The organism is Bordetella muralis (genome assembly GCF_054781015.1).
In genome coordinates, this window is record NZ_BAAGVF010000010.1 from 68,958 (window position 1) to 95,235 (window position 26,278).

22 protein-coding genes and 1 riboswitch are annotated in these 26,278 nt (G+C 61.8%); of the genes, 10 read left to right on the plus strand and 12 right to left on the minus strand.

Annotated elements, in window-relative coordinates:
* Positions 1 to 4 precede the first annotated feature (4 nt).
* Positions 5 to 1,768 carry a glutamine--tRNA ligase/YqeY domain fusion protein gene (locus ACYVIT_RS24945; RefSeq protein WP_415805702.1) on the minus strand — a complete coding sequence of 588 codons (1,764 nt, stop codon included), beginning with the start codon at positions 1,766 to 1,768 and terminating at the stop codon, positions 5 to 7.
* A gap of 115 nt (positions 1,769 to 1,883) precedes the next feature.
* On the opposite strand from ACYVIT_RS24945, the gene ACYVIT_RS24950 reads away from it, so the two are divergent.
* Both ACYVIT_RS24950 and ACYVIT_RS24955 read left to right on the plus strand, forming a co-directional pair.
* Positions 1,884 to 3,227, plus strand: a complete 1,344-nt coding sequence (locus ACYVIT_RS24950; protein ID WP_415805703.1) for a cytochrome ubiquinol oxidase subunit I — start codon at positions 1,884 to 1,886, stop codon at positions 3,225 to 3,227.
* Positions 3,224 to 4,252, plus strand: a complete 1,029-nt coding sequence (locus tag ACYVIT_RS24955; protein ID WP_415805704.1) for a cytochrome d ubiquinol oxidase subunit II — start codon at positions 3,224 to 3,226, stop codon at positions 4,250 to 4,252. Before ACYVIT_RS24950 ends, ACYVIT_RS24955 begins: the two co-directional genes overlap by 4 nt.
* Positions 4,253 to 4,777: 525 nt before the next feature.
* Here ACYVIT_RS24955 and risK read toward each other — a convergent pair.
* Together risK and ACYVIT_RS24965 are read right to left on the minus strand one after the other, a co-directional pair.
* Positions 4,778 to 6,283 carry a sensor histidine kinase RisK gene (gene risK, locus ACYVIT_RS24960; RefSeq protein WP_415805705.1) on the minus strand — a complete coding sequence of 502 codons (1,506 nt, stop codon included), beginning with the start codon at positions 6,281 to 6,283 and terminating at the stop codon, positions 4,778 to 4,780.
* 15 nt (positions 6,284 to 6,298) lie between these two features.
* Positions 6,299 to 7,000: a response regulator gene (locus ACYVIT_RS24965; RefSeq protein ID WP_094819988.1), complete on the minus strand. Its 702-nt coding sequence runs from the start codon at positions 6,998 to 7,000 to the stop codon at positions 6,299 to 6,301.
* A gap of 194 nt (positions 7,001 to 7,194) precedes the next feature.
* On the opposite strand from ACYVIT_RS24965, the gene ACYVIT_RS24970 reads away from it, so the two are divergent.
* Positions 7,195 to 8,745 (plus strand): fimbrial protein, encoded by a 1,551-nt coding sequence (locus tag ACYVIT_RS24970; RefSeq protein WP_415805802.1) that lies wholly within the window; start codon positions 7,195 to 7,197, stop codon positions 8,743 to 8,745.
* A gap of 79 nt (positions 8,746 to 8,824) precedes the next feature.
* Complete coding sequence (gene recQ / locus ACYVIT_RS24975) at positions 8,825 to 10,639, plus strand: DNA helicase RecQ (RefSeq protein WP_415805706.1); 1,815 nt, start codon at positions 8,825 to 8,827, stop codon at positions 10,637 to 10,639.
* Between the two features lie 24 nt (positions 10,640 to 10,663).
* Here the strand turns inward: recQ and ruvB are convergent, their stop codons facing one another.
* Entirely contained in the window at positions 10,664 to 11,725 is a 1,062-nt protein-coding gene (gene ruvB / locus ACYVIT_RS24980; protein ID WP_415805707.1) for a Holliday junction branch migration DNA helicase RuvB, read from the minus strand.
* Positions 11,726 to 12,004: 279 nt separating this feature from the next.
* On the opposite strand from ruvB, the gene ACYVIT_RS24985 reads away from it, so the two are divergent.
* Positions 12,005 to 12,970, plus strand: a complete 966-nt coding sequence (locus tag ACYVIT_RS24985) for a threo-3-hydroxy-L-aspartate ammonia-lyase (protein WP_415805708.1) — start codon at positions 12,005 to 12,007, stop codon at positions 12,968 to 12,970.
* A gap of 14 nt (positions 12,971 to 12,984) precedes the next feature.
* Here the strand turns inward: ACYVIT_RS24985 and ruvA are convergent, their stop codons facing one another.
* From ruvA to ACYVIT_RS25015, 6 genes are all read right to left on the minus strand, one after another.
* Positions 12,985 to 13,557 carry a Holliday junction branch migration protein RuvA gene (ruvA, locus tag ACYVIT_RS24990; RefSeq protein ID WP_415805709.1) on the minus strand — a complete coding sequence of 191 codons (573 nt, stop codon included), beginning with the start codon at positions 13,555 to 13,557 and terminating at the stop codon, positions 12,985 to 12,987.
* 165 nt (positions 13,558 to 13,722) lie between these two features.
* Positions 13,723 to 14,280: a crossover junction endodeoxyribonuclease RuvC gene (gene ruvC, locus ACYVIT_RS24995; protein WP_415805710.1), complete on the minus strand. Its 558-nt coding sequence runs from the start codon at positions 14,278 to 14,280 to the stop codon at positions 13,723 to 13,725.
* Positions 14,280 to 15,869: a bifunctional phosphoribosylaminoimidazolecarboxamide formyltransferase/IMP cyclohydrolase gene (gene purH, locus ACYVIT_RS25000; protein ID WP_415805711.1), complete on the minus strand. Its 1,590-nt coding sequence runs from the start codon at positions 15,867 to 15,869 to the stop codon at positions 14,280 to 14,282. Before purH ends, ruvC begins: the two co-directional genes overlap by 1 nt.
* A gap of 54 nt (positions 15,870 to 15,923) precedes the next feature.
* Entirely contained in the window at positions 15,924 to 16,163 is a 240-nt protein-coding gene (locus ACYVIT_RS25005; protein ID WP_094819995.1) for a helix-turn-helix domain-containing protein, read from the minus strand.
* Between the two features lie 35 nt (positions 16,164 to 16,198).
* Complete coding sequence (dusB, locus tag ACYVIT_RS25010; RefSeq protein WP_415805712.1) at positions 16,199 to 17,224, minus strand: tRNA dihydrouridine synthase DusB; 1,026 nt, start codon at positions 17,222 to 17,224, stop codon at positions 16,199 to 16,201.
* Positions 17,225 to 17,392: 168 nt separating this feature from the next.
* Positions 17,393 to 18,556 carry a UbiH/UbiF/VisC/COQ6 family ubiquinone biosynthesis hydroxylase gene (locus ACYVIT_RS25015; protein WP_415805713.1) on the minus strand — a complete coding sequence of 388 codons (1,164 nt, stop codon included), beginning with the start codon at positions 18,554 to 18,556 and terminating at the stop codon, positions 17,393 to 17,395.
* A 35-nt stretch (positions 18,557 to 18,591) separates the two neighbouring features.
* Between ACYVIT_RS25015 and ACYVIT_RS25020 the strand changes: the two genes are divergently transcribed.
* Positions 18,592 to 19,044 carry an NINE protein gene (locus tag ACYVIT_RS25020; protein WP_415805714.1) on the plus strand — a complete coding sequence of 151 codons (453 nt, stop codon included), beginning with the start codon at positions 18,592 to 18,594 and terminating at the stop codon, positions 19,042 to 19,044.
* 9 nt (positions 19,045 to 19,053) lie between these two features.
* On the opposite strand, the gene ACYVIT_RS25025 is transcribed toward ACYVIT_RS25020, so the two are convergent.
* A complete protein-coding gene (locus ACYVIT_RS25025) occupies positions 19,054 to 20,394 on the minus strand; it encodes an aminopeptidase P N-terminal domain-containing protein (protein ID WP_415805715.1) in 1,341 nt (446 codons plus the stop codon).
* A gap of 262 nt (positions 20,395 to 20,656) precedes the next feature.
* A riboswitch (yybP-ykoY riboswitch) is annotated at positions 20,657 to 20,828 on the plus strand.
* A gap of 42 nt (positions 20,829 to 20,870) precedes the next feature.
* Here ACYVIT_RS25025 and ACYVIT_RS25030 point away from each other — a divergent pair.
* The 3 genes from ACYVIT_RS25030 (at position 20,871) to ACYVIT_RS25040 (ending at position 23,776) form a co-directional block, all read left to right on the plus strand.
* A complete protein-coding gene (locus tag ACYVIT_RS25030) occupies positions 20,871 to 21,860 on the plus strand; it encodes a sodium:calcium antiporter (protein WP_415805716.1) in 990 nt (329 codons plus the stop codon).
* A gap of 414 nt (positions 21,861 to 22,274) precedes the next feature.
* Positions 22,275 to 22,631 (plus strand): hypothetical protein, encoded by a 357-nt coding sequence (locus tag ACYVIT_RS25035; RefSeq protein ID WP_415805717.1) that lies wholly within the window; start codon positions 22,275 to 22,277, stop codon positions 22,629 to 22,631.
* Positions 22,632 to 22,891: 260 nt separating this feature from the next.
* Positions 22,892 to 23,776 carry a cytochrome c oxidase assembly protein gene (locus ACYVIT_RS25040; protein WP_415805718.1) on the plus strand — a complete coding sequence of 295 codons (885 nt, stop codon included), beginning with the start codon at positions 22,892 to 22,894 and terminating at the stop codon, positions 23,774 to 23,776.
* A gap of 33 nt (positions 23,777 to 23,809) precedes the next feature.
* Here ACYVIT_RS25040 and galU read toward each other — a convergent pair whose 3' ends face one another.
* Positions 23,810 to 24,649, minus strand: coding sequence for a UTP--glucose-1-phosphate uridylyltransferase GalU (galU, locus tag ACYVIT_RS25045; RefSeq protein WP_415805719.1), 840 nt, complete (start codon positions 24,647 to 24,649; stop codon positions 23,810 to 23,812).
* A gap of 69 nt (positions 24,650 to 24,718) precedes the next feature.
* On the opposite strand from galU, the gene ACYVIT_RS25050 reads away from it, so the two are divergent.
* Complete coding sequence (locus ACYVIT_RS25050; RefSeq protein ID WP_415805720.1) at positions 24,719 to 26,233, plus strand: M48 family metalloprotease; 1,515 nt, start codon at positions 24,719 to 24,721, stop codon at positions 26,231 to 26,233.
* The last annotated feature ends 45 nt before the right edge of the window (positions 26,234 to 26,278 follow it).

Here is a 26,278-nt window from a genome sequence, read left to right on the forward strand (position 1 = left end):
AAAATCAGGCCGTGGCCCAGGAGTCGCGCAACGTCACGATGCGATTGAGTACGGGGGCCTCGGGGGTGGAGTCTTTGCTGTCCGCGGTGAAATAACCCAGCCGTTCGAATTGCCAGGTGGCGCCCGGCGTGGCGACGGTGCCGGGCTCCAGCCAGGCAGTCACGGTTTCGCGCGACTTGGGATTCAGGCAGGCCAGGAAGTCTTTGTCGCCGCTATCGGGATGCGGATCGGCAAACAAACGATCATACAGATGCACCTTGGCCGGAACGGCATGCGCCGCGCTGACCCAGGTGATGTTGCCTTTGACTTTGACGCTGTCGGCGCCAGGCGTGCCGCTCTTGGTGTCAGGCAGGTATTCGGCCTGAACCTCGGTGATCTGGCCGGATTCGTCTTTGGTGAAACCGGTGCAGCGCACGACGTAGCCGTATTTCAGGCGGACGGTGTTGCCCGGATACAGGCGGAAGTATTTTTTGGGGGCCTCCTCGCGGAAGTCGTCCCGCTCGATCCAGAGTTCGCGCGAGAACGGAAACTCGCGTTTGCCGGCATCTGGATCGTGGGGATTGCGAGGTGCCGAGCAGAGCTCTTCCTGGTCAGCCGGGTAGTTGGTGATCACCAGCTTGATCGGGTCCAGTACGGCCACGGAGCGCGGCGCAATGGGATCCAGGTCGTCGCGCACGGCCTGTTCCAGCAGGCTGTAATCGATGCGCGAGTCGGATTTGGTCACGGCGGTGCGATCGCAGAACAGGCGGATGGAGGCCGGCGTGTAGCCGCGGCGGCGCAGGCCGAATATCGTGGGCATGCGCGGATCGTCCCAGCCGTCAACGTAGCCCTCGCGCACCAGTTGCAGCAGTTTGCGCTTGCTGGTGACGATGTAGCTGAGGTTCAGGCGGGCGAATTCGTATTGGCGCGGCAGGGGACGGGCCAATTTGCCGAGTTCGGCCAGGCGCGCCAGGATCCAGTCGTAGAACGGACGCTGGTCTTCGAATTCCAGGGTGCAGATGCTGTGGGTGATGCCTTCGAGGGCATCTTCGACGGGATGGGCCCAGCTGTACATCGGGTAGATGCACCATTTGTTACCGGTGCGGTGGTGCGTGGCATGACGCACCCGATACATCACCGGATCACGCAGATTGATGTTGGGCGAGGTCATGTCGATCTTGGCCCGCAGCACCAGGCTGCCGTCGGCATACTTGCCGTCACGCATGTCCGCCAGCAGGGCCAGCGATTCCTCGGCTGGACGATCCCGCCACGGCGAGGCCGTGCCTGGCTCGGTCAGGGTGCCGCGGTTCAGGCGGATCTGTTCGGGCGTCTGTTCATCGACGTAGGCATGGCCGGCCTGCACCAGCGCCTGGGCGAATTCATACATGAATTCGAAATAGTCGCTGGCGAAATACAGGTTGTTGTTGCCGTCGGCTTTCCAATCAAAACCCAGCCAATTGACCGCCTCGATGATGGAGTCGACGTATTCCTGGTCTTCTTTTTCGGGGTTGGTGTCGTCAAAGCGCAGGTGGCAGACCCCGCCGTATTCCCGGGCGAGCCCAAAATTGACACAGATGCTCTTGGCGTGGCCGATGTGCAGGTAGCCGTTGGGCTCCGGCGGGAAACGGGTGCGGATGCGGGCAGTGTCCGGCCCGCCCTGGGACTGTACCGAGGCTGGGCCAGGCGTGCCGGCCCAGCGCTTATCCTGGTAGCGGTTGGCCTGCAGGTCATCTTCGATGATATTGCGCAGATAGTTGGTGGCGGCAGTCGGAGTCGGGGCGGTGGTCATGCTGAATGGATAGGTGAATGCAGCAGCAAAGCATCAATTTTGCCACGTTCGCACACCAATGCTCTCGCGGCCCATCTCCCGCGTTCAGGAAACAGGCTCTACACTACCGGCCATCATGGATATTGTTCCCCTCTTACTGGCTCGGATCCAGTTCACGACCAGCCTCAGTTTTCTGGCGCTATTCATGGCTTTGGCGTTCGCGCTGGCCTGGTTGCTGCTGTTTTTCAAATTGCGCGCGCACGGCACCGGGCAGGCCGGGTGGACGGCCGCCTATCGGTTTTGGGTGCGTGTTTTTGCCCTGTCGTTTGTGTTGGCATTGGCGGCAGGGCTGCCGGTGTTGATTCAGTTAGGCAGCCTATGGCCCGGCCTGATGGACAAAATCGGTAACGTGGCCGCACCGCTGATCGGCTTTGGCGTGTTGTCGGTGTTTGTCCTGAAATCCTGTTTTCTGGGCGTGATGCTGTTTGGCCAGCGCCGGGTATCGAACTGGGTGCACACCTTTGCGGTATTCATGGTCGCTGTGGGCCAGGCTGCGGCACTGTTTTGGGTACTGGTTCTGCAATCGTGGGTACAGACACCCGCCGGGGCGACGCTGATTGACGCTCGTTACCGCGTGCTGGACTGGCAGGAAGTGATTTTCAATCCCTCTCTCAGCTGGAACCTCGCGCTGATGGCGGTGTGGTCGTTGCTGGCGGCAGCTTTTTTGATGCTGGGCATCACCGCGTTGCAAGCGTTGCGTCGTCCCTTGCAGGACGGAGAGCGCTGCACATTCAAGACAGCATTGGTGGTGGCTGTGGTGGCCTCGGCGCTGCAGATCCCGGTTTTGAATGGCGCGGCACGGGTCATGGCTGAACATCAGCCGGCCAAGGCTGCTGCGGCGGCGGGTTATTGGAAAAGCGGTACCGTGCCGAGTTGGACGATAGTGGGTCTGCCCGACAGTCGATCGGAGGCTAATCGCTACGACTGGACGCTCGAACCAGCAGGCGGCGCGTGGCTGGGACGCGATGAGCAGGGCCGTTATCTCGGGCTGGATAAATTCTCCGGCATGCGTCCGCCTGTAGGGCTGACGTTCTGGACGCTGCGCGCGATCTTGGTATTGGGCGGATTGATGTTGTTCGTCTCGTGGGCCACTGCGGCGATGACGCTGAGGCGCAAGCTGGATCCTGCTCCTTTGCCGGCGTGGTGGCTGCGCTGCATGGTGGGCATGTTGTACAGCGGCGGGCTGATGGTGTTGGGGGGCGGCGTGTTTTCATTGGTAGGCATGCAGCCTTACGTCGTCAATGCCACCATTACGCAAACGGAAGTCCTGGGGACAGCCAGCACGACCTCGTTGGCGCTGGGGGTAGCGGGTTTCGGCGTGTTGTATATCGTGTTGATTGCCGCGTTTAACGGCATGTTGTTTCATGCGGCTCGTTACGGCGTGGTGCCGGTACGCAAACCCGGAGGAACGTCTCAATGATCGCCGCACTGGCTGCTTCCCTAGGTGTCAACGCCAACGATCCGACGTTCTGGATCCCGTTGGTGTTCATGGGGCTGTTGTTTTTATTGATTATCGGCGGCGTGGTGCTCGATGGCTTTGATATCGGCGTGGGCATGTTGTTGCCTGTGGCGCCGGTCGATGAGCGCGGACGCATGATGGCGCTGCTGAGCCCCTGGCGCGACGCCAACGAGTTTTGGCCGCTGTTGGGCATAGGCTTGTTTGCCGCGGCTTTTCCGCTGGCGTGGGGCGTTATTTTCGGCAAGCTGTACGGGCCATTGGCGTTGATGGCCATGGGCATGGTGTTGCGCAGTGTCTCGTTTGAGTTCCGGATTCGTGCTCGTGCCGAGTTGAAATCACGATGGGTGTTCGGGTTCTGGCTGGGGTCGTTGGCGACGGCATTTGGTCAAGGCCTGATCTTGGGACGCATCGCCACGGGGTACCAGACGGAGGCGGGTTACGGATGGTTTTCTGTGGTGATGGGCTTGTGTGTAGTGGCCGCTTATGTGTTGTTGGGCGCAGCCTGGCTCGTCATGCGCGTGGACGGGGATTTGCAACGGCGTGCCGCCCGCTGGGGACGCCATGCCATTCGCTGGACGGCGGTGGGGATGGTGGCGGCGTCGGTGATGCTCGGCTTGGCCAATGCCGGGATTTTCTACAAGTGGAGCAATCCTGGGGGATTTGCGACGGTCGCTGGAGTCTGGGCGATCATGCTGCTGTGTTTCTCCGGCGCCGAGATGTTGCTGGCTCGTGTGCCCCGGGAGGAGTCGCCCTATCAATGGCTGCCGTTTGTGTTGTGCATCGTGCTTTATTGGCTGATGCTGGCGGGGTTGGGGTATAGCTTGTTTCCCTATCTGATTCTGGATGATATGACGTTGTGGGATGGGACGGCGTCTATCGAATCCATGCGGCTGGTGTTGTCGGCTGCGGTGGTGGGGGTGCCTGTGGTGTTGGTGTTTAATCTTTGGGCTTATCGGTCGGTGTTTGGGAAGGAACGGCGGGGGTGAGTGTTGGCGCCCGTGGTGGTGGTTGAGTTTGTGCTCGTACGTTCGGGGGATTGGTTCTTCTGGCGTCGAGCAGGGGCAATCACGGCGTGGGGGCTTCGCGTGGTCGGTCGGCCGCCTGCGCGGCCGACACCGCTTCGTCAACCTCGTCGCTGCGCTCCTTCGGTTTCCCTCGCTCGACCACGAGGCGCCCCCACGCCGTGATTGCCCCTGCTCGACTCGCGATGTCTCAAGCTTTCCGCATCGCTGGGACGGCTGTCTTGCTTAGGCTTCGTGGGGACGGGCTTTGGCAAGGAAGAATATCTTGCAGGGTTGTTATTTTTGGCCGCCTACGGGCGCGGCCAAAAATAACGTTTGGGCGTGGTATGCCGGAGGCTTGGGGTTGGCAGCCTTGGCATGCGCCGTTGCGATAGGGCCGGCATAGCCATTGGGCACCCGGCAGGAACGTCTTTCCAGAGACACCCAAGACCAGCAAGCAACGCAACGCAAAACCAGTCAATAGCACGACAAAACCACAACCCCAAAAACCTACGCCGTCAATGGCAAACTGATTCGCACCAACAGCCCCCCGCTCTGGGCTTGCAGCAGAGCCAGTGTCCCACCATGCGCCCGGGCAATAGCATCGGCCAGCGCCAAGCCCAGGCCGACGTTGCCCGTGCGGGTACGGGCATCGTCTAGGCGGGCGAAGGGGCGTAAGGCCTCTGTACGGCGCTCTGGGGCGATGCCAGCGCCGTGATCCGCGACGTCGAGGATGGCGAATTGGCCATCCCGTCGCAGGGTGATGTCGATGGGCGGTTCACCGTGGTGCAGCGCATTGCCGATGAGGTTGTCCAGCAGGCGGCCCAGCGCGACGGCGTCGCCTTGGACGGTCATGGCGTCTTCCGTGGTGTCCAGCGTGATGGCGGTGCCGGTGCTGGTCCAGCCGCCTACGCGATCGGCCAGCCATTCGGGCAAGGATAGCGGGGCGTAGCGGTAGGCGGCAGGGTCTGTGCCGCGGACAAAGCCGATAAATTGGTCCACCATGTGCTGCATGTCTTGCAGATCTTTACGCAGGCCTTCTTTCAGGGCGGGATCATCGGCCATTTCGATGCGCAGCCACATGCGCGACAAGGGACCTTTCAAGTCGTGCGGCAGGCCGGAGAGCAGGGTGCGCCTCACCGAATCGGACTCGGCCAAGGCGTCCAGCATGGCGTTGAAACGTTCGCCGAGGGCGCGGGTTTCCCGTGGGCCCGAGGGCTCGACGCGCTGGGGTTGCCCGGCCGCCAGATGGTCGGCGGCCTCGGCCAGGCGGGTCAGCGGGCGGGTGATGTGCCACGAAAAGCCTGCTGCCAGCAACAGGACCAGACCCAATCCGCCTAACCATACGGCAACCATCGGGGTCGAGACGGAGGGATCCAGGCGCTCGAGCGGGATGACCAGCCATTCGCGCAGGCGGGGCGCGTCTTCGGTGTCCGCATTGCGAGCCAGGGATATGTAAATTTCGGGTTCCGGGCCGTGTGACAGCGCGACGCGGGTGCCATCGTTGAGCCGGTCATTGAGCTCGCGGATGGGGCCACGCAGGTCGCGCCTCAGGTCGTCCTGCGGGGGAGGAGGGCGCGGACGCGCTGTGTCACGGCTTTGGGCGCCGCCGTCGCCCTCCATGGCGGGGCGGCCAGGATTCGCAGGGTTGCCTGGTGTACGAAGATCGTTATCGCCGTTGTTGGCCCGCGGCGGCGGTGGCGGCGGGTAACGGCGGTGAGGGCGCTGCAATTGGGCCTCGGCGGGCAGTGTGCGCGACCAGAGCCGCCACTGGTTCTGCGAGGCATTGCGTACGAATTCGGCACGGTCCTCGGCCGGGATTTGAGACAGAGACGCGCGTAGCGTGCGAATGGTCGTGGCGATGTAGCCGATGGCGACGTCTTCGAGAAATTTCTGGCGATAGTAGGAGACCGTGGTCAGGGTGGCCGCCTGGGCCAGCAGTACTGCGCCGAGCACGAGCAGAATCAGGCGCGTGCGCAGCGAGCGCGGTAATAAGAATCGAGTCAGACGACGCATGCGTAGGCGAGCCGTCTAAGGCGAAAACCGATAGCCGATGCCCCAGACGGTCTGGATCCAGCGAGGTTGTTTGGGGTCGTCCTCGATGGCGCGCCGCAGCCGCAGGATGGCAATGTCGATGGCGCGGTCGTTGCGTTCGCCGCCGTCGTCGTCACGTGCCAGTGCCAACAGACGCTCGCGTGACAGTGGTTTGCCTGCATTGCGCACGAGGGCTTCCAGCAGGTTGATTTCTCCGCCAGTCAGTTTCACGGCCTCACCGTCGCGCAACAACTGGCGCATGGTGGGATCGAACGTAAAAGGACCAAACGTAACCGCCGCGTCTTTGGTCAACGCCGAGGGGCCGCGTTTGCGTCGTAACACGGCTTCGATGCGAGCCAGTAGTTCCCGGGGGTCAAAGGGCTTGCCTAAATAATCGTCGGCACCGGCCTCCAGGCCGATGATGCGATCCACGGCTTCGTCGCGAGCGGTCAGCAAGATGACTGGAATGTCTTCGCCTTGCTCTCTCAGGCGGCGGCAGGCATCCGCGCCGTCGCCGCCTGGCAGCATGCGGTCCAGCACCAGGAGGTCGGGCGCGTAGCGCGCAATGCGCGCGGTCAGGTCGCTGGCGTCAGGCGCCAGCAGGGTGTCGTACCCGTGGCGATTCAGGTAATCAGCGAGCAATTGCCGCAAGGCGGGGTCGTCATCGACAACCAGCAGCTTGGTATGTGGTGTATCCATGTCGCCATAGTGGCCGCGGAACGGGCCGGGAGCAAGAGGGAGGAAACGGATTGAAATATACCGTGACTGCGCGCTGGGTCACGAAGACGGCATGGTATTTCACTAAAATGTAGATTGATCTTTGTATCTCTTGATGGGATCTGAGCAGCGCGGTGGACAGCAAGCCGTAGGCGCAGCGTGGGGTTATTGTTGTGATGTTTCGTTTGCAGGTGTTGGCGTGGTCTCGTGTTTTGGCCTCGCATGTGCGAATGCACAGGCGGGCGGCAGAGGTGTTGCTGGCAGCAAAGAGCGTGGAGCAACCGGGCTGGGGTAGCCGTATTGCCATGGCGGCAGCGCTTGCGATGGCAGGCGCGCCGGTCATCGCGGGGACTTTGGATATATCGGGGGCCACATTGGCCGGGCACGCACCGGCGGTCGCGACAACATCGCCAGCGAACCAGGCTGCCACGGCGCGGTTCGTCGCGCAGTTTGATGCCTCGTCGCCGGACAATTATGACGCGATCCAGCGAGCGGCGCGCGAGGGGATCCGGGTCTTGTCGCCTACTCAGTCCTTGCCTGTCACGCCGGTCGCGAACGTGCCGTTTCAGGAGTTGCCGCTCGATCCCTCGCCGTGCCAGATGCAGCCGGTAGAGGGGTTGAAAGATGCATCGTTGCACGAGAATCCACCCGCAGCGGCGTCACAAACCACCCCCGACGCTTCGTCCTCTGATCCTGCGCCCGGCAATTCCGGCGATGCATCGGCCGCGACCGCAGCACCCGCGGATCAACCCGCTGCCTTGCCCGTCGAGTGCGCCAATCTGTTTCCTGACATTGCCCCCACGCCTCAACAGGAGTACTCCTTCGGCCTGGAAACCGTAGATCCCTCGCTACAGGATCCTGTGGTGGTCGTGACGACCGGTCATCCCTCCACGCGCCCCTGGTTTTCGGCTGTGGGGTCGCAGCAGGGGTTTTCTTATGGCGGCGGAAATTGGACCTATCGCGATACCGTCGGACCGACCGTTTCGATGGGCAACTTGACGGCAAATGCCCCCATTTGGGGCAGTGCGGTCCCCATCGGCGGTTTGCAGGTGTCCTCTAGTTGGACTGGCGGGGCGACCCTATCGGAGGGGGCCTTCGCCTACTCCTCTGCAGTGGGCCGATTGAACTACACGGATACGACGGTTTCGGCCGGCGCCATTGATTATGGCGTGACCGCGGGTAGCGGTTCATTGCGGTACGGACTGACGCCCAGGCTGACGCTGGAAAGCCAGATGCAGAGCGCTCCCGACATGTCGACCCATGGACTGGGGACGACTTATGCCGCTGGCGATCTCGGTACGTTTCAAATGGGGGCCACACAAAGCAGTTTCGATCACGTCAATGCGTGGCGATATCGCTTTGGCTACAACGTGAATCTGGCCGAGTCGGTCAGCCTGGCCGTGACGAATGAACAGATTGGTGCCGGGTTCGGCGATTTGTCGGATTACCGCAGCGGTGCGGTGGGGGCGCCCACCATGCGCAATACCTTGGCGGCGGGTGTGCCTTTGCGAGGGTGGGGGACCTTGACGGGCAGTTACACCGGCACGCGCGAAAGCGGCGTGGCAGTCGAGCAGCGCTTTGGGTTGGAGCACAGCATGTTGGTCGCTCCCAGCGTCCGGCTGGCGGTCGGGGCCGATCGCGACGTGGTGACTGGCGATTACGAGATGCGCGCCGGCATCACCATGCCGGTCGATGCCTTCATGCGAGGCCGGTGGGTCCCCTGGTAGTGATCAATTTGTGCGCCTGGCCCCCCAGCCGAGGCAATGAGGCTTAAAATCGCCGCCATGACGTTTTCCGCTACTCCCCATGTCTGACCCCCGCGCCCAGGACGTCCTGCAGCGCGTTTTCGGTTACGAATCCTTCCGCGGCGACCAGCAGGCCATTGTCGATCACGTGATCGCAGGGGGCGATGCCCTCGTATTGATGCCTACTGGCGGTGGCAAGTCGCTGTGCTATCAGGTCCCGGCGCTGGTGCGCCAGGGGACCGGCGTCGTGGTGTCTCCCCTGATTGCGTTGATGCAGGATCAGGTCGACGCCCTGACCGAGCTGGGGGTACGGGCCGCATTTCTGAATTCCACGCAGGACTGGCGGGTGGCACGCGAGGTCGAGCAGGCCTTTATCAATGGCGAGCTTGATCTGTTGTACGTCGCGCCCGAGCGATTGCTGACGGACCGTTGTCTGCAACTGCTCGAACGCGGCCATATTGCGCTATTCGCCATCGACGAGGCCCACTGCGTATCGCAATGGGGGCACGATTTCCGGCCGGAATATCTCGGCTTGTCGATGCTGCATGAGCGCTGGCCCGAGGTGCCGCGCATCGCCTTGACCGCGACCGCGACTGCCGCCACGCGCGTCGAGATTGCGCAGCGCCTGGCACTGGACGAGGCCGAGCATTTTGTCGCAAGTTTTGATCGTCCCAATATCCGCTATCGCATCGTCGAAAAAAACGAGGTGCGCCGCCAATTGCTGGATCTGATCCGCTCCGAACACGAGGGTGATTCCGGCGTGGTGTATTGCCTGTCGCGCGCACGCGTCGAAGAAACGGCTGATTTTCTCTGTCAGAACGGCATCAGTGCATTGCCCTATCACGCGGGGTTGAACACAGCCGTGCGGGCTGCAAACCAGTCACGTTTTCTGCGTGAAGACGGTATCGTGATGGTCGCGACTATCGCCTTTGGCATGGGGATCGACAAGCCCGACGTCCGCTTCGTTGCCCATATTGACCTGCCGAAATCCGTCGAGGGCTATTACCAGGAAACCGGCCGTGCGGGCCGCGATGGCCTGCCCGCCAGTGCGTGGTTGGCCTACGGCTTGCAGGACGTGGTGCAACAACGCCGGATGATCGACGAGTCGCAGGGCGACGAAGCCTATCGCCGCCGTCTCGGACAGCAGCTCGACGCCATGTTGGGTCTGTGCGAGACAGTGGAATGTCGCCGCGTGCGGCTGCTGGCTTATTTCGGACAGACGATTACAGCTTGCGGCAATTGCGATGTCTGTCTAGAGCCGCCTCAGGCCTGGGACGGCACCGTGGCAGCACAAAAGGTCTTGTCTGCCGTCTATCGACTCTGGAAAGAGCGCGGGCAGCGATATGGGGCCGGGCATATCATTGACATACTGCGTGGCAAGAGCACCGACCGGACTCGGCAGCATGGCCACGAGAGCCTGAGCGTATTTGGCGTGGGGGCTGATCTGTCGGATAACGCGTGGCGTGGCGTTTTGCGGCAATTACTGGCGCAGGGGCTCTTGACCGTCGATAACGAGGGATTTGGCACCTTGGCCCTGACCGAAGACAGCCGCGCCGTTCTCAAGGGCGAGCGCCAGCTGATGCTGCGGCGCGAGTCCGAAAAGAAACCTCGCGGCTCGAAATCGAGCACACGCACGCGTGCGCCGGCGATTGATCTGCCGCCGGACGCCATGCCGTTGTTCAATGCGTTGCGCAACTGGCGCGGCGAGGTTGCGAAAAATCACGGCGTGCCTGCTTACGTGATTTTTCATGACGCGACATTACGCGAAATTGCCCTGGCCAAACCTGCGTCCATGGAGGACTTGGGGCATATCAGTGGCGTCGGGGCGCGCAAGCTCGAAGCCTATGGCGACGATATTCTGCGACTGGTGGAGTAGGGCCGCAGGGACGGATTTCCCGCGTTATTTGCTGAACAGGTCGGCATTGTCCGAGGGCGGCGTCAATCCCAGATGCCGCCACGTTGTCAGTGTGGCGGTGCGGCCGCGCGGCGTGCGTTGCAGATAGCCGTGTTGAATCAAATAAGGCTCGATGACGTCTTCGATGGTGTCGCGTTCTTCGCCTATGGCTGCTGCCAGGCTGTCCACGCCCACCGGGCCGCCGTCGAATTTGTGGATGATGGCCTCCAGCAGCTTGCGGTCCATCAGGTCCAGGCCCTGCGGATCCACTTCGAGCATGGCCAGTGCACGGCCAGCTGAATCGGTATCAATCACGCCGTGGGCTTTGACCTCGGCATAGTCGCGCACGCGCCGCAGCAGGCGGTTGGCGATACGAGGCGTGCCGCGAGCGCGGCGCGCGACTTCAGCCGCGCCATCGGGTGTGATTTCAGCGTTGAGCAGGCCTGCGCTGCGCGTCACAATGCGCGCGAGATCATCAGCGTTATAGAACTCCAGACGCGAGACAATGCCAAAGCGATCGCGCAGCGGGTTGGTCAACATGCCTGCACGTGTGGTGGCGCCTACCAGCGTAAACGGTTGCAGATCCAGCTTGACGCTGCGGGCAGCGGGGCCTTCGCCGATCAGAATGTCGATCTGAAAGTCTTCCAGCGCCGGATACAGAATTTCTTCGACTACGGGTGACAGCCGATGGATCTCGTCGATGAACAGAACGTCGTTCTTTTCCAGGTTCGTCAGCAGCGCGGCCAGATCGCCAGGGCGCTCAAGCACCGGCCCGGAGGTCTGACGCAATTGCACACCCATTTCGTGGGCAATGATATGAGCCAACGTCGTCTTGCCCAACCCCGGCGGTCCGAACAGCAGGACGTGATCGAGCGCCTCGCCCCGCTTTCGGGCGGCAGCGATGAAGATCTCGAGCTGCTCTCGCGCCCGGTGCTGCCCCACGTACTCTTGCAACGCCTTGGGCCGCAAGGCGCGTTCAATGGATTCCTCGTTGGGCGACACCGGTTGCGGTGCGACCAATCGAGGCGAGTCGGGCAAAGAAGAAAGCGAGTCAGACTGGATGGCCATAGTTCAGAGTAGGGCTGGCGGTCATGCAAAAGGCAGGGCAAAAATAAAAGGCGCCGGCACGTGAGCATCGTACACCACGTGGGCGGCGGCGGTGGGCGATGCAGCCGCTCGAGGACAGCAATAATGAGACCCGCGGCGGGGCGCTACGACCGAACTCGATAGCAGGGCGGACGGTGATCGGCGGCGGTATCGGCGACTGCCGGACATAACGGCGCTGACGATGCGGCAAACAAAAGATATCATTTCCACATTCCCTCACCTTGCTTTTCCAGGAATCCCATGTCCGCTGCATTACCTACTTACGAAGACGTTGTCCGCGCCAGCGAAATCCTGGCTGGTGCAGCACATCGCACGCCTGTGCTGGTTTCATCCACAGCCAATGCGCGGACGGGTGCCCAGGTGTTTTTCAAGTGCGAAAATTTTCAGCGCATGGGGGCGTTCAAGTTCCGCGGCGGTTACAACGCAATTGCACAGCTGACGCCCGAGCAACGCGCTGCCGGGGTGGTGACATTTTCGTCAGGCAATCACGCGCAAGCCATCGCTCTGGCGTCGCGAGAACTTGGCGTGCGCGCCACCATCATCATGCCTCACGATGCCCCGGCGGCCAAGCGTGCCGCCACCGAGGGCTATGGCGGGCAGGTGGTGACGTATGACCGCTACCAGGATGACCGCGAGGCCGTCGCGCGCCGCATTCAACAGGAAACCGGTGCAACGCTGATTCCTCCGTACGACCATCGTGACGTGATTGCCGGCCAGGGCACGGCCGCCAAAGAATTATTCGACGATGTCGGCCCGCTGGACGTGTTGTTCGTTTGCCTGGGTGGCGGCGGCTTGCTGGCGGGCTCGATCCTGTCGGCCAATGCCCTTAGTCCCGATTGCGAGGTCTATGGCGTCGAGCCGGAGGCGGGCAACGACGGGCAGCAGTCGCTGCGCAAAGGTGAAATCGTGCGTATTCCTGCGCCGAAGTCCTTGGCTGACGGCGCCGTGACCACGCATCTGGGGCAACTGACCTTTCCTATCATCCAGCAGGGCGTCAAAGACATCGTCACCGTTACCGATGATCAATTGGTCGACACGATGAAATTCTTTGCCGAGCGCATGAAAATGGTGGTCGAACCCACAGGGTGTCTGTCGACCGCCGCGGTGTTGCAACAGGTCGTGCCCGTTCCCGGCAAGCGGGTCGGTGTCATCATCAGTGGCGGCAACGTCGATCTGGCCCAGTATGGCCGTTTGCTGGCGGGGTGATGGCGGCCGTCAGTTCAGCGCACCAATGCCTTCAGGGCCAGGCGTATACCATCCGACACGCTTGTGCCCTCCGGCAACGTTTTGAGCGCAGTTTGAGACTCTTTATCCGAGTATCCCAGCGCCAACAACGCGTTCAAAATATCCGTTTGCGTATCAGGCAAGGCGTGTGCCGTCGCGCCGATGTCCGCGCCCAGCTTGCCGCGCATTTCCAATAGCAGGCGTTCTGCGGTTTTCTTGCCGATGCCCGGGACGCGCGTCAGCCTACCCGGTTCCTGCAATGTGATGGCTTGGGCCAGATCACTCACTGACAACCCTGACAACACGGCCAAGGCAGTGCGAGCGCCGATGCCGCTGACCTTGATCAACTCGCGAAAGGCGCTGCGTTCATTGGCCGAAGCAAAGCCATACAAGATATGCGCATCCTCGCGTACCGTCAGGTGCGTATAGAGGGTGACTCGGGCGCCGAGCTCAGGCAGCCCATAAAGCGTGCTCATCGGGACTTCGATGTCATAGCCTACGCCATTGACGTCCACGCACAGCGTGGGCGGAAGTTTTTCGATCAGGGTTCCGGTGATGCGTCCGATCATGGTGACAATGCCAGCAAACAGGTGAGAAAGGGCGTGAGTGATACGCCGCGTATTGTCGGCATTCTACGCGGGATGGCATGGCAAGCGGCCATCGTGCATGCGAACTGAATCGTTGCCGCAGCCTTGCATGTCAGATCCGGTAAATGGTCTGGCCGCGATCGGCGGTTAGCGTACCAACCGGCCGCCGCGCACCCGAGCCCGGCCGCTGCTGCGGCCCAGCGTCTCGGCATTCGCCAAATTGCCCAGCCGCGCCTGCAGCGGGCCAACGTGAGCGTGACAAATGGCGCAAGCCAAGGCATCTGCCGAGTCGGGCGCCGGTGTGCCGTCCAGCGACAGCAGGCGTTGCACCATCATCTGCACCTGTTCTTTCGCCGCTCGGCCGGTGCCTACCACGGCCTTTTTGATTTGCAGCGCCGTGTATTCGTGCACGGCCAACTCGCTGTCCGCCAGTGCGCAGAGCGCAGCGCCACGCGCCTGCCCCAGCAGCAAGGTCGAGGCAGGGTTGGTATTCAGAAACACGATTTCCAGTGCGGCGACATCCGGCCGGGTGTCGCGCGCCACCTGGCGCAGATTGTCCAGGATGACCTTCAGGCGCTCAGGCAGCGATAACGCCGGCGGTACCACGATGGTGCCGCTGGCGACATAGCGCAGCCGCATACCCTCGGCATCGATCACACCGAAACCGGTGCGGCGTAATCCAGGGTCGATGCCGAGAACTCGCATCAGTGGCGGAAATGACGCGTGCCGGTCAGGACCATGGCAATGCCATGCTCGTCGGCAGCGGCGATCACTTCGTCATCACGGACGCTGCCACCGGGCTGGATCACGCACGTTGCGCCTGCTGCGACCACCACATCCAGCCCATCGCGGAACGGAAAGAACGCATCGGACGCCACGGCCGAACCCTGCAGCGTCAGGCCCGCGTTTTCCGCCTTGATGGAGGCAATGCGAGCCGAATCGATACGGCTCATCTGGCCCGCGCCTACGCCCAGGGTCATGCCGCCGCCGACGAACACGATGGCGTTGGACTTGACGTACTTCGCGACTTTCCAGGCGAATGCCAGGTCGTTCATTTCCTGTTCGGTAGGTTGGCGCTTGGTCACGACCTTGAGGGCGTCGCTCGGCACCTGGTAGGCGTCGGGCGTTTGCACCAACCAGCCACCGCCCACGCGCTTGATATCGAAATCGTTCTGGCCTGTGCCGGCGGGGATTTCGAGGACGCGGACGTTTTTCTTGGCGGCCAGGACTGCCAGCGCAGCGCCGTCATAGGCAGGGGCCAGCAGAACTTCCAGGAATTGGCTGCTGACGGCTTCGGCCGTCGCGGCATCGACCGGACGGTTAAAGGCGATGATGCCGCCAAACGCCGAGGTCGGGTCCGTCTTGAAGGCTTGCTGATAGGCATGCAACGGGTCTTGCGCGACCGCGACGCCGCAGGGGTTGGCGTGCTTGACGATGACGCAGGCCGGCGTGTCAAAGCTGCGCACACACTCCCATGCAGCGTCGGCATCGGCGATGTTGTTGTACGACAGTTCTTTGCCCTGCAACTGGCGATAGTTGCCCAGCAGGCCGGCTGCGCGTGTCGAATCGACATAGAACGCGGCCTTTTGGTGGGGGTTCTCGCCATAGCGCAGGGCTTGGGCCTGCTGCACCTGCAGCGTCAGCGTACGCGGCCAGTCCTGCCGAGCCGGAACAGCGTCCTGGGCGGGCGCAGGCTCGGCCAGGCTGGTCAAATAGGCGGCAATCGCGCCATCGTAGGAGGCGGTGTGCGCGTAGGTCTTGGCGGCCAGCTCCAGGCGCAATGCATACGAGGTGCTGCCTGTCTGGTCGATTTCGTGCAACACGCGCGAGTAATCGGTCGGATCGATCACGACCGTGACGCCGCCGGCTTCGGTGCCGTGGTTCTTGGCGGCTGCGCGCAGCATGGCCGGGCCGCCGATATCGATGTTTTCTACCGCATCGGCAAAACTGCAGTCCGGCTTGGCAATGGTTTCACGGAACGGATACAGATTGACGACCAACATGTCGATGCGATCGATGCCGTGCTGGGCGATGGTGTCCAGATGCTCCGCGCTGTCACGGCGAGCCAGCAGGCCGCCATGGATCTTGGGATGCAGCGTCTTGACCCGGCCATCGAGAATTTCGGGCGAGCCGGTGTGCGTTGCGACCTCCGTGACGGTCAGGCCGGAATCGGCCAGCAGGCGGGCCGTGCCCCCGGTAGATAGCAGGCGTACGCCGCGCGCAGCCAGTGCGCGGGCGAATTCGACGATGCCGGTCTTATCGGACACCGAGAGCAGGGCAGTTTCGATTTTCATGGTTGGGTTGGGGGGATAGAAAAAAAGCGTTCAGAGGCGCAGCGCGCGAAAGGCTTACGGCTGGATGTTGTGTGCCTGGAGTTTTTTGCGCAGGGTATTGCGCGTGATGCCCAGTATTTCGGAGGCGCGGGATTGGTTGCCGCCGGAACGTTCCAGCGCGACTTCGAGCACCGGGCGTTCGACGCAACGCATCACCATGTCCCACATGTCGTGGGGCTCGGAGTCACCCAGGTCTTCGAAATAGCGCGCCAGGCTGGCGCGCACGCAGTCTTCCAGGACATCATTCTTACTCATTTGTACAGATTTTATAGTTGGAGGTGGGAGGCGGATCACGCCGCCAGCAGCGGTTGCGCGGCGAAAACCGGTGGTGCCGGGTCGCCGCGAGTGAGTTCGTCGAACCAGTCCGACACCGCCCGCCATTGCTCGTGCGTGTTGTCGATCTGGTTCATGCGGTCGCAAAACAGGTCTGCGCCGGGCAGGCCCTCTACGTACCAGCCGATGTGTTTGCGTGCCGACCGGACACCGGTATGTTCACCGTAAAAACGGTAATGATCATCCAGATGCTCGAGCAGCAGGTCGCGCATTTCTTCGTAAGACGGCGGCGCCAGGGTCTCGCCGGTGCGCAGATAGTGGTCAATCTCGCGGAAAATCCACGGCCGGCCTTGGGCAGCCCGGCCGATCATGACGGCATCGGCGCCTGTGTAATCCAGCACATAGCGTGCTTTTTCCGGGGAATCGATGTCGCCATTGGCGACGACGGGAATGGACAGTTCGGCCTTGACGGCGCGTATCGTGTCGTACTCGGCCTCGCCGGTATAGAGATCGGCGCGCGTGCGGCCATGCAGCGCCAGGGCGGCTATGCCGGCATCCTGGGCGCGTCGCGCCACGTGCAATGCATTGCGATGCTCGCGATCCCATCCGGTGCGGGTTTTCAGCGTGACGGGCACGCCCAATGGTGCGCATGCCTCTACCACCGCATCCAGTATGCGGGATACCAGGTCTTCGTCGCGCAGCAGAGCCGAGCCCGAGGCCAGGCTACACACTTTCTTGGCCGGGCAACCCATATTGATATCGATGATGCGCGCGCCGCGTTCGGCATTGAATGCGGCCGCTTCGGCCATCATGGCGGGGTCCGCCCCCGCGATCTGGACTGCCACCGGGGCGATTTCACCGTCGTGATTCAAACGGCGGGACGTCTTGACGCTGTCCCACAGGCGCGGATTGCTCGCGGCCATCTCCGACACCGCGTAGCCTGCGCCCAGCCGTTTACACAATTGACGGAAAGGACGATCCGTCACCCCCGCCATGGGGGCGACCAGAACATTATTGGAAAGGGTCCACGGGCCGATACGCATGCGCACATTTTAACCGACCGGGAGGGCGTCTTTTGGCACGAAACAGGCTGCTCCTACAATTCGTCGGTAATCCTCCGGTTCCGGGCACGCCGATTTACCGCGGACGTCAGTCCGTATCGGGCATCTCTGTCACGAGGATCGAAGGCAATGAGGGTCGTATTCCATGGGCTAGGAACGCAGACCCTGTAATAAATGACGTGCCAAGGGGGCTCGCAGGGGGGCAGCCAGATCCAATGCCAACAAACCCGCCCCGCAGGCGTGCTCGACAGGCGCGAGCCCCGTCGCAAAGGCGCGCGGCATCAAATCGGTCAATCCGGCCGTAATCCAACGGTCGGCAAGGCGTGAACTGGCGAATTCCGCCAGCTTGGCGGCCGGATCCCCCGCGGGAGAACTCAGCCAACCGGACAGCACCTGCGCCAGGCGCGCGGCGTCGCGCAACCCGAGATTCAGCCCCTGGCCTGCCACCGGGTGCAACGTCTGGGCCGCATTGCCTATCGCGACGACGCGGCCTTGGACCAGCGTGCGCCGGGCATTGAGCGCCAAGGGGAATACATGACGTGGAGCATCGCTGGACAGGCGGCCTAACCGAGTCCCGAATGCCGTACTCAAGGCAGCCGAGAACGCCGCATCATCCAGTCGCACCAGTTCGGCAGCACGCTCGGGGGCGCTGCACCAGACGACCGAATAGGCCTGCGCATTGAGAGGGTGAGGGAGCAAGGCCAACGGCCCTTCGCGCGTGAAGCGTTCCCACGCCCAAGCAGGCCGAGGCAGCGTCGCCTGAGCGCTCGTGACAATGGCATGCTGGCTATATTCACGCCGTACATCGGCGCCGCTGCTGCCGTCGGATAGCACGGCGACGCTGCACAGCAGCTCAGTGTCGCCCTGTCGAACCTGAATTCTCTGATTATCCTGGCGGTGGACATGGGCAGGGGGGCCATGCAGCACCGTTACGCCGCTCGCCTTGACGCAGTTTTGCAGGGTGGCGTGCAATTCGGCATACGACACGACGCTGCCCAGGCGCGGCACCTGAAAATTATCAGAATGAATAACCGTGCTGCCCAGCCGTCCGCGCTGGGAGACGTGAACATGGCGGATATCTGCCGCCCGGCCAGGCCAGGCCTGCAAAGATTCCAACAAGACCCGGCTGCCGTGGTTCATCGCCAGCACACGGGGATCCGTCGCGGGGGACGGCGCTTGTGCGGCCGGCGCTGCCGATCCCGCCAGCAAGGCAATGCGTTGCGGTTGCGCGGTATGCCGTGCTAACAAGAGTGCCAGCACATGGCCAACCGGGCCGGCGCCCAAAATCGCGATATCGTAAGCAGACTGAGTCATCGTCGAATTTTACCGTCCACCTTTACAATCTCACCATGACATCCGTCCCATTCTCCGCGCCCGCAGCAATGCCTCGTCCTCGCAACAAAGTCGTGCTGGGGCTGCTCGCCTGTTTTCTGGGTGGTTTCGGAGCGCATTGGTGGTACCTGAGGCGGCGTTATGCCTGGCTGGTGACGTTGGCTGCCGTTGTTTGCCTGGTGGCGGCGGCACAGTTTCCAGTGTGGTATGACAATCCCGTGTTTTTCCTGTTGTTCATCCCGATGATCGACGGTTTCATCGAGGGGGTGGTATTCAGCCTCATGCCGGACGAGAAATTCGATCGCCTGTATCACCCTGGTCAGGGACGGGTGACCCATACAGGGCTGGGGCCGGTGTTAGTGGCGATTGTCGGGACGCTGATAGGCGCCATCGTAGGCATGTTCGCCATCGCCATGGTGGTGGTGTACACCTGGACGGCGATGGGATGGCTGGACGGATACGTGCTGTAGCCGTTTGGATTATTCCCGCATCAGCGCCTCGATCTCTCTGGCGTCGACCGGCACACCTCGCGTGATCAGCTCACAGCCCTCTGCAGTGACCAGCGCGTCGTCTTCGATGCGGATACCGATATTCCAGAATGCCTCGGGCACGTCCGCTGCCTCGCGCACATAAATGCCCGGTTCGATCGTGAGCACCATGCCGGCCGCCAGCGACCGCCAGGGGCGATCCTGCTCCGAGACTGAACCCTGTCTATAGTCGCCCACATCATGCACGTCCAGCCCCAGCCAATGGCCGGTGCGGTGCATGTAAAAACGCGTATAGGCGGTCGATTCCAATACGCCATCCAGAGAGCCGTGCAGCAGCCCCTCGTCCAGCATGCCTTGGGCCAGCACACGCACCGCGGCCTCATGAGCATCGTTCCAACTGCGCCCTGGCGCCGTCGCCTGCACAGCGGCCTGCTGTGCAGCGGCCGTCAAGTCATAGAGCGTGCGTTGGGGGCCCGTAAATCGTCCGTTGGCGGGGAATGTGCGGGTAATGTCCGACGCATAGCTGTCATATTCACAGCCAGCGTCTATCAATACCAGGTCGCCATCACGCAGTACGGTATCGCCCGCAGCGTAGTGCAACACACACGCATTGGCGCCCGCAGCCACGATGCTGGGATAGGCGGGCGACTGGGCTCCATGACGCCGAAACTCGTACAACAGCTCGGCTTCCAATTGGTATTCGTGCATACCGGGCCGGGCGGCCCGCATGGCGCGCGTATGGGCGCCCGCCGAAATACGCGCCGCCTGGCGCATGGCGGCGATTTCGCTCGCGTCCTTGATCACGCGCATATCGGCCAGTATGGGTCGCAGGTCCTGGATGCGGCCAGGCGCCAGACGCCGGCCGCGCCCCTGCTGTTCGGCTTGGAGCAGCCAGTGCCGCAGCTTGCGCTCGACCGATCCGGCCGCCGCAAAGGAGCGGTACAGCGTGGGTTGATCCGATAACAACGCGGGCAACAACGTATCCAGTTCATCTGTGGCATAGGCCTCGTCGAATCCATAGCGCGTCACGGCGGCATCCGGGCCGCAGCGGTACCCTTCCCAGATTTCTTGCTCTGGATGTTTTGCCCGGCAAAACAGAATGGCACGATCTGTGATGCCAGCGACCAGCACCAGCCATGCCTCGGGCTCTATGAAGCCCGTCAGATAATAAAAATCGCTGTCATGCCGATACGGATATTCAGCGTCGTGGTTACGCTGCGCATGAGGGGCTGTGGACAGCACCGCGATCCCGCCGCCTGCCGCCCGCATATGGGCCAACAAGCGTCGACGGCGTTCTACGAATGGAGCGATATCAGTGCAGGGCAGGCTCATGGCAAAGTCGGCGAGGCCATCAATAATGAAAACCCACTCACTTTACCGCGACCCATCGCGTCCAGGCAGGGCAGAAATGTCTCAATCGGCGTCTGATTTTCTGTCTGCGCCGCATACCGCCAAGGCAGCAGCGGCTTATCGGCACCGCGCGTTCAGGCAGGGCTCATGAACACCACGGCGAGGGCGGCACGGCGTCAGCAAATATCCCGTTCCCTGTCATCCTTGTGCAACGTGCATCGTTGGAGCGGCTGCTACAATCCTGCCCACTGTCATTGGGGAGTAGCCATCCTTTGATCCCCAAAGGAGTCAGCGTCAACAGACTTGGTGGTCTTGACCCCCATGGCGCTGACGGCTCCCGAGCTGCGGCCTTGCGCGCGGCCGGATCAGCCAGGCGAGACCTTTGGCCGCAGTGCGTTCACCTTGCCGGGCGAGCCGCATTGTCGCGCCATTGGTATCTGCTCGTCCGGCTGTGCATCATGTTTCTCACCCTGTTGCTGTTTTTCCTCTCTGCGCTGGTTATCTATTTTGCCTGCGAGTATTTCGTCAACGGTATCGAGTGGGTAGGTCATAGACTGAACCTGGGCGCGACTGCGACCGGCACCGTGCTCGCTGCGTTCGGCACCGCTTTGCCCGAAAGCGCCGTCACGTTCATGGCCGTGGTGTTCGGCTCCTCTCCAGAGCAAAAAGACATAGGCGTCGGCGCCGCCATGGGCGGGCCGCTGGTGTTGGCCACCCTGGCGTATGCTGTGGTTGGCCTGACCCTGTGGCGAGCACGGCGCACTGACTGCATCAACGCCGATCAACCCAGGCTGGCACGCGACCAGGCGTGGTTCATGGGCGTGTTTGTCTTCAAGGTCGGATTGGGGCTCCTCGTGTTTGCCTGGAAACCCTGGCTAGCCCTGCTGTTTGTCGGGGTATATGCGCTTTATGTCAAACGCGAGTTGTCCAACGACGAGGCCTGTCTGGACTGCGAGGATCTCGAGCCGTTGAAACTGCGGCCCAGCGACCAGAACCCCTCCATGGCTTGGGCCTGTGTGCAAACCGTCCTGGCACTTGCCGTGATTGCGGGTGCGTCCCACGTGTTTGTGAATCAGATTGAGTTGTTGGGCATCGCATTTGGCGCCTCTGCGCATCTGGCCGCATTGCTGCTGGCGCCTGTGGCGACCGAGTTGCCCGAGATCATGAACGCCTTGATCTGGGTACGCCAGGGCAAAGAACGCCTCGCTTTGGCCAACATCTCGGGCGCCATGATGATCCAGGCCACCATTCCCAGCGCCTTGGGTATCGCCATGACGCCGTGGTTGCTTGATGCCCCATTATTGATGGCAGGCCTGCTGACCTTGGCTTCCATTTCGATACTGTGGATACGTTTTCGCCGCGCCAGCATGAGCGTTACCGGCCTGGCTGGCGTAGGCGGCTTGTATGGGGTGTTTGTGCTGTATCTGGCCTGGCATTTTTGGGCTTGATTTTGGGAACCCGAAAATCGGCCTGCGCCGGAAAGACCGGCATGGCTTGAAAGCGAGCCGTTGACACAATTTCGGGAAAACCCTTGTTATCGAGTCGAAGTTCGCGTAAAATCAACCTGTTTACATCATTCGGAGTTGTTCTGTGAATACCGATTCCGGCGACAGTAGTCGATCTTGCATCGACGTCGCTGCCTGACAGGATCTCCGCAGAATCTCCTTCTGCCGCATCCTGCCAGTGCAGGGTGCGGTTATGACAACCAGTTCTTGGTTGTCACATCCCCACCAAACCGCCAGAACCGCCGCTGTCTTATCGCAGCCTGCGTAGCCGCGCCTCGTTTGTGCGTCTAGCGTATGGCCGCTGGATAGGCGCGTGCGTATTCGTTTGAACGCTCCGAGCTTTATCGGGAGGCTGCCATGCGTTTATTTGATCTGTTCATGCGCCGCGCTGGTGTGGACCGCGCCAGCTCGCTCCATCGCCGTCACGGTACGTCGCGATTGACCATCGTGTGTCCGCGCGATGCCTTGGGTGCCGTACGCAAGCAAGTCTGTCTGGACTTTGGTGCGGCCGGGCTCGACGTTGCCCAATTCCAAATCGACTCCAGCCGCGACGCCGACTACGCGTCTGCGTGCATTACCGTTAATTGTCCCCCCGAGCTCCGTGCCGAGCTCATGTCGCAGGCTCGCCGCTTGCAGGCCAACCCTGCCGTTCGCCACGTGCATTTTGGCGCATCGGCCAACCCGACCAACGTCGCCGCTGTCGCGACGGCGTGATCATCCGAGGCAGCGCTGCAACGGCGCTGCCTTTCTCAAGCCAGCCTGTTTCTTCATCAACTTGCCGCAGAGCTCACCCAGTTCTGCAAAATCCACGCGGCCGTAGTCACGCAAACCCGTTTGTACGGCCTCGTACCATCGGCAAAATCAAGTCGCCGTAGCGGGTTGAACCGGAGGCGCTATCGTTTTCGCGTACATCCCAAAGGCGCAGAACGGTCTCCCTTACAATGAACGCATCGTCGGGCTCAACGGATCTTGGCATGGATAGTTTAGGCTGGCTCGTTCCATGGGAATTTTCCCCCACCTTGGTGGCCGCATTCGTGGCCGCCATCGTGTTGTTCTTGCGCGGCCAGCGCGTACATCGTGTCACCAAAGCCCGCCAGTTTCTATTCTGGGCCGGCATGGTGTTGCTCTACCTATCCCTGCACACGCGGGTCGACTACTACGCCGAGCGTATGTTCTTCATACATCGTATACAGCACCTGGTCCTGCATCATCTGGGGCCGCTGCTGGTGATGGCCGCCTTCCCTGGTTCCGTCATGCGGGCGGGCTTACCTCTGGCTTGGCGAGTACGCTTGCGCGGTTTCCTGCGCACGGCCAGCGGCCGTCTCATCGTCGCCGTATTGACCAACAAGTACTTCGTTCCGGCGCTCTTTGTCTTTCTCGTCCTGATCTGGCTGATCCCGTCCGTCCAGTTTTATTCCATGCTGGATTGGCGTTTATACCGTCTGATGAATTGGTCCGTCGTCATCAGCGGGTTCATGTATTGGAACCTGATCCTGGATCGCCGCCCCAGCCCGCCCGCCGCCATGAGCCCTGGCGGCCGCGTGATTTCCCCCGTCCTGACCATGGCCCCCCAAATGGTCGCCGGCGCTGTCATTGCCTTCACCGAGTCCGACATCTACCCCTTGTTCGAACTCTGTGGCCGCGCCATCGCCATGTCCGCCCAAACCGACCAAACTATCGGCGGCCTGACCATGTGGATACCCGCTGCCCTGGTGGAGGTCTTTGGCCTGATGGTCGCGCTAGGCACCTTGATGCGCCTCTCTGGCAAAGGCCGCCTTCGCCCCGAAGACCGCCAAGCTCGCGCCCGGCAACGCCAATCCGCACAAGTCCAGCCGGACAAATCGGTCATCACCCCTTGATTCATGCCAAGGGGCTCATTCCCCTGTGCGCCGCTATGTATCAGTCAGCCCGTGATACTTCCGTCCCAACGCCACGGTCGCCTGAAACATTCCCTCCTTGTTTCCGCAGTCATACCGCTGCCCTTCGTACCGATGCGCCCAGACCGAACACTCACCCAGCATCGACGCAATGCCATCTGTCAGCTGGATTTCATTATTCGCGCCGGCCTGCGTCGCTCTGAGATGAGCGAAGATTTCCGCTTCAAGCACATAACGCCCCACCACGGCAAGCGTTGATGGCGCTTCCTCCGGAGTGGGTTTCTCGACTATGCGCGTAATCCGGGCCGTACGGTGATCTAGCGCGCGGGTCCCCACGATGCCATATTTGCCGGTGTCTGCGCGAGGGACATCCTGCACGGCCACCACGCTGGCATTCTGGGCATAGGCCGTGTCGATGAGCTGCTTCAAAACAGGCGTCTCCGCATCGATCAGGTCGTCGGCCAGTAGTACTGCAAAAGGCTCGTTGCCCACCGCCGGTGCGGCCGTAAGCACCGCATGGCCCAGCCCCAGCGGCGCCGATTGCCGGATGTAGAGGCAATTGATGTGGGCTGGCAAAATACTTCGCACCATGTCCAGCAACTCGTCTTTACCCTTGCGCGCCAACTCGGCCTCGAGTTCCGGGGCCGAATCGAAATGGTCTTCGATCGCGCGTTTATTGCGGCCCGTAACGAAAATCAAGTCGGTGATTCCGGCGGCCAATGCTTCTTCGACGGCGTACTGAATTAATGGTTTGTCGACGACAGGCAACATTTCTTTGGGCATTGCCTTGGTGGCCGGCAGAAAACGCGTACCCATTCCCGCAACGGGGAATACGGCCTTGCGAATCGGGCGCATGAGAGAGAACCTCAATAGAAAATTGAACGATCTGCCAAAACTTTTGCTGGCGATCGCTATCATATTGCCATGAACCGCAGTTATTCGATAATTTCGACATCAATGGTGAAGCGCTGCCTGGCCGGCGCCCTCAGTTTGAGCTTGGTCATGCCTTTTGCGCCTGCCAGCGCTCAGCCTGTGGGCCTGCCGTCCATGGGCGCGGCTTCGTCGGCAGACTTGTCGCCCGCGCTGGAGCGCCAACTCGGCGAGGCGATCATGGCGCAGGGCAGGCGCGACCCTACCTACATCAACGATCCCGAAGTCACTCAATACCTGACGACCATGGGGCGCAAGCTGGCGTCCTTTGCCCCTGGAGCGGTGCCTGACGTCGAAATGTTCGGCGTGCGAGACCCCCAGATCAACGCCTTTGCCATGCCAGGCGGGTTCATCGGCGTCAACAGCGGGTTGATTGTCGAGTCTACCAGCGAGGCCGAACTGGCGTCGGTGTTGGCCCACGAAATCGGACACGTGGTGCAGCGCCATATTGCGCGCGGCATGACGCAGCAAAGCCAGAGCGGTGTCGTCATGATGGCCAGTCTGGCTGCAGCATTGCTGGCCGCCCTGGCCGGCGGAGGCGGCAATCTGGCCATGGGTGTGGCCGCCTTCGGGCAGGCTGCCGCGATCAATCAACAGCTGGGTTTTTCGCGCGATGCCGAGCGCGAAGCAGACCGGGCTGGATTTGTCATGCTGACCAAGGCAGGTTATGACCCCCAGGGCATGGTGCGCATGTTTTCGCGCCTGATGGGCGCATCGCGTTTGAATGAAGGGACGGGCGGTGGCGCCTGGGCCAGTACTCACCCCTTGTCGATCGAGCGGATGTCTGACGTACAGAACCGGGCTCGCAGCTTGCCGTCCGAAAATTACGCAGATAGTGACGATTACTGGTACATCCGGGCAAAAATGCGGGTGATCCAGGGGCGCGATGCCGTCAGTTTGCGTACGGCGAATCAAGTATTGCAGGATGAGGCCGCCAGATTGACCGGCGTACGGCAGTCGGCGGCAAATTATGGTCTGGCCTTGCAGGCGTTTCAGCGCAATAACCTGGACGATGCCCAGAATTTTCTCAATCAGGCCGAGGCCGGTGGGCGGAGCGCCCCGCAGTTGGCACGACTCGGCATCGACCTTGCCGCGGCCCGCAAAGACAATGCGCAAGCTTTGCAGTTGGCATCTGCGGCCGTCAAGCGCTGGCCGCAGCAGCGTGCGCTAGGCATCGCCTACGCCCAGGCCCTGCAGGGCGTAGGCCGTCATGCCGATGCGCAGGCGTATTTGCGTCAACGCATCAATCAATGGGGTGATGACGAGCCTGGCCTGTATCAGATGTTGGCAAACAGCGAGGAGCGCAACGGCCAACCCGTGCAGGCGCGCCGCGATATGGCTCGGTACTATGTGTTGACAGGGGCCTATGCCTCGGCAGAATCTCAGCTGCAGCAAGCACGTGGCATGTCCAAGGATTTTTACGAGCAATCGCAAATCGATGTGCAGATCCGGGAGGTCAAAGACAGATTGGCCGAAGAGCGCGATCTGCTGGAGCGATTCAAGAGTTGATCGCGCAGTGAGAATGCGGCAATCCACAGAGGAATCGATCCCGCA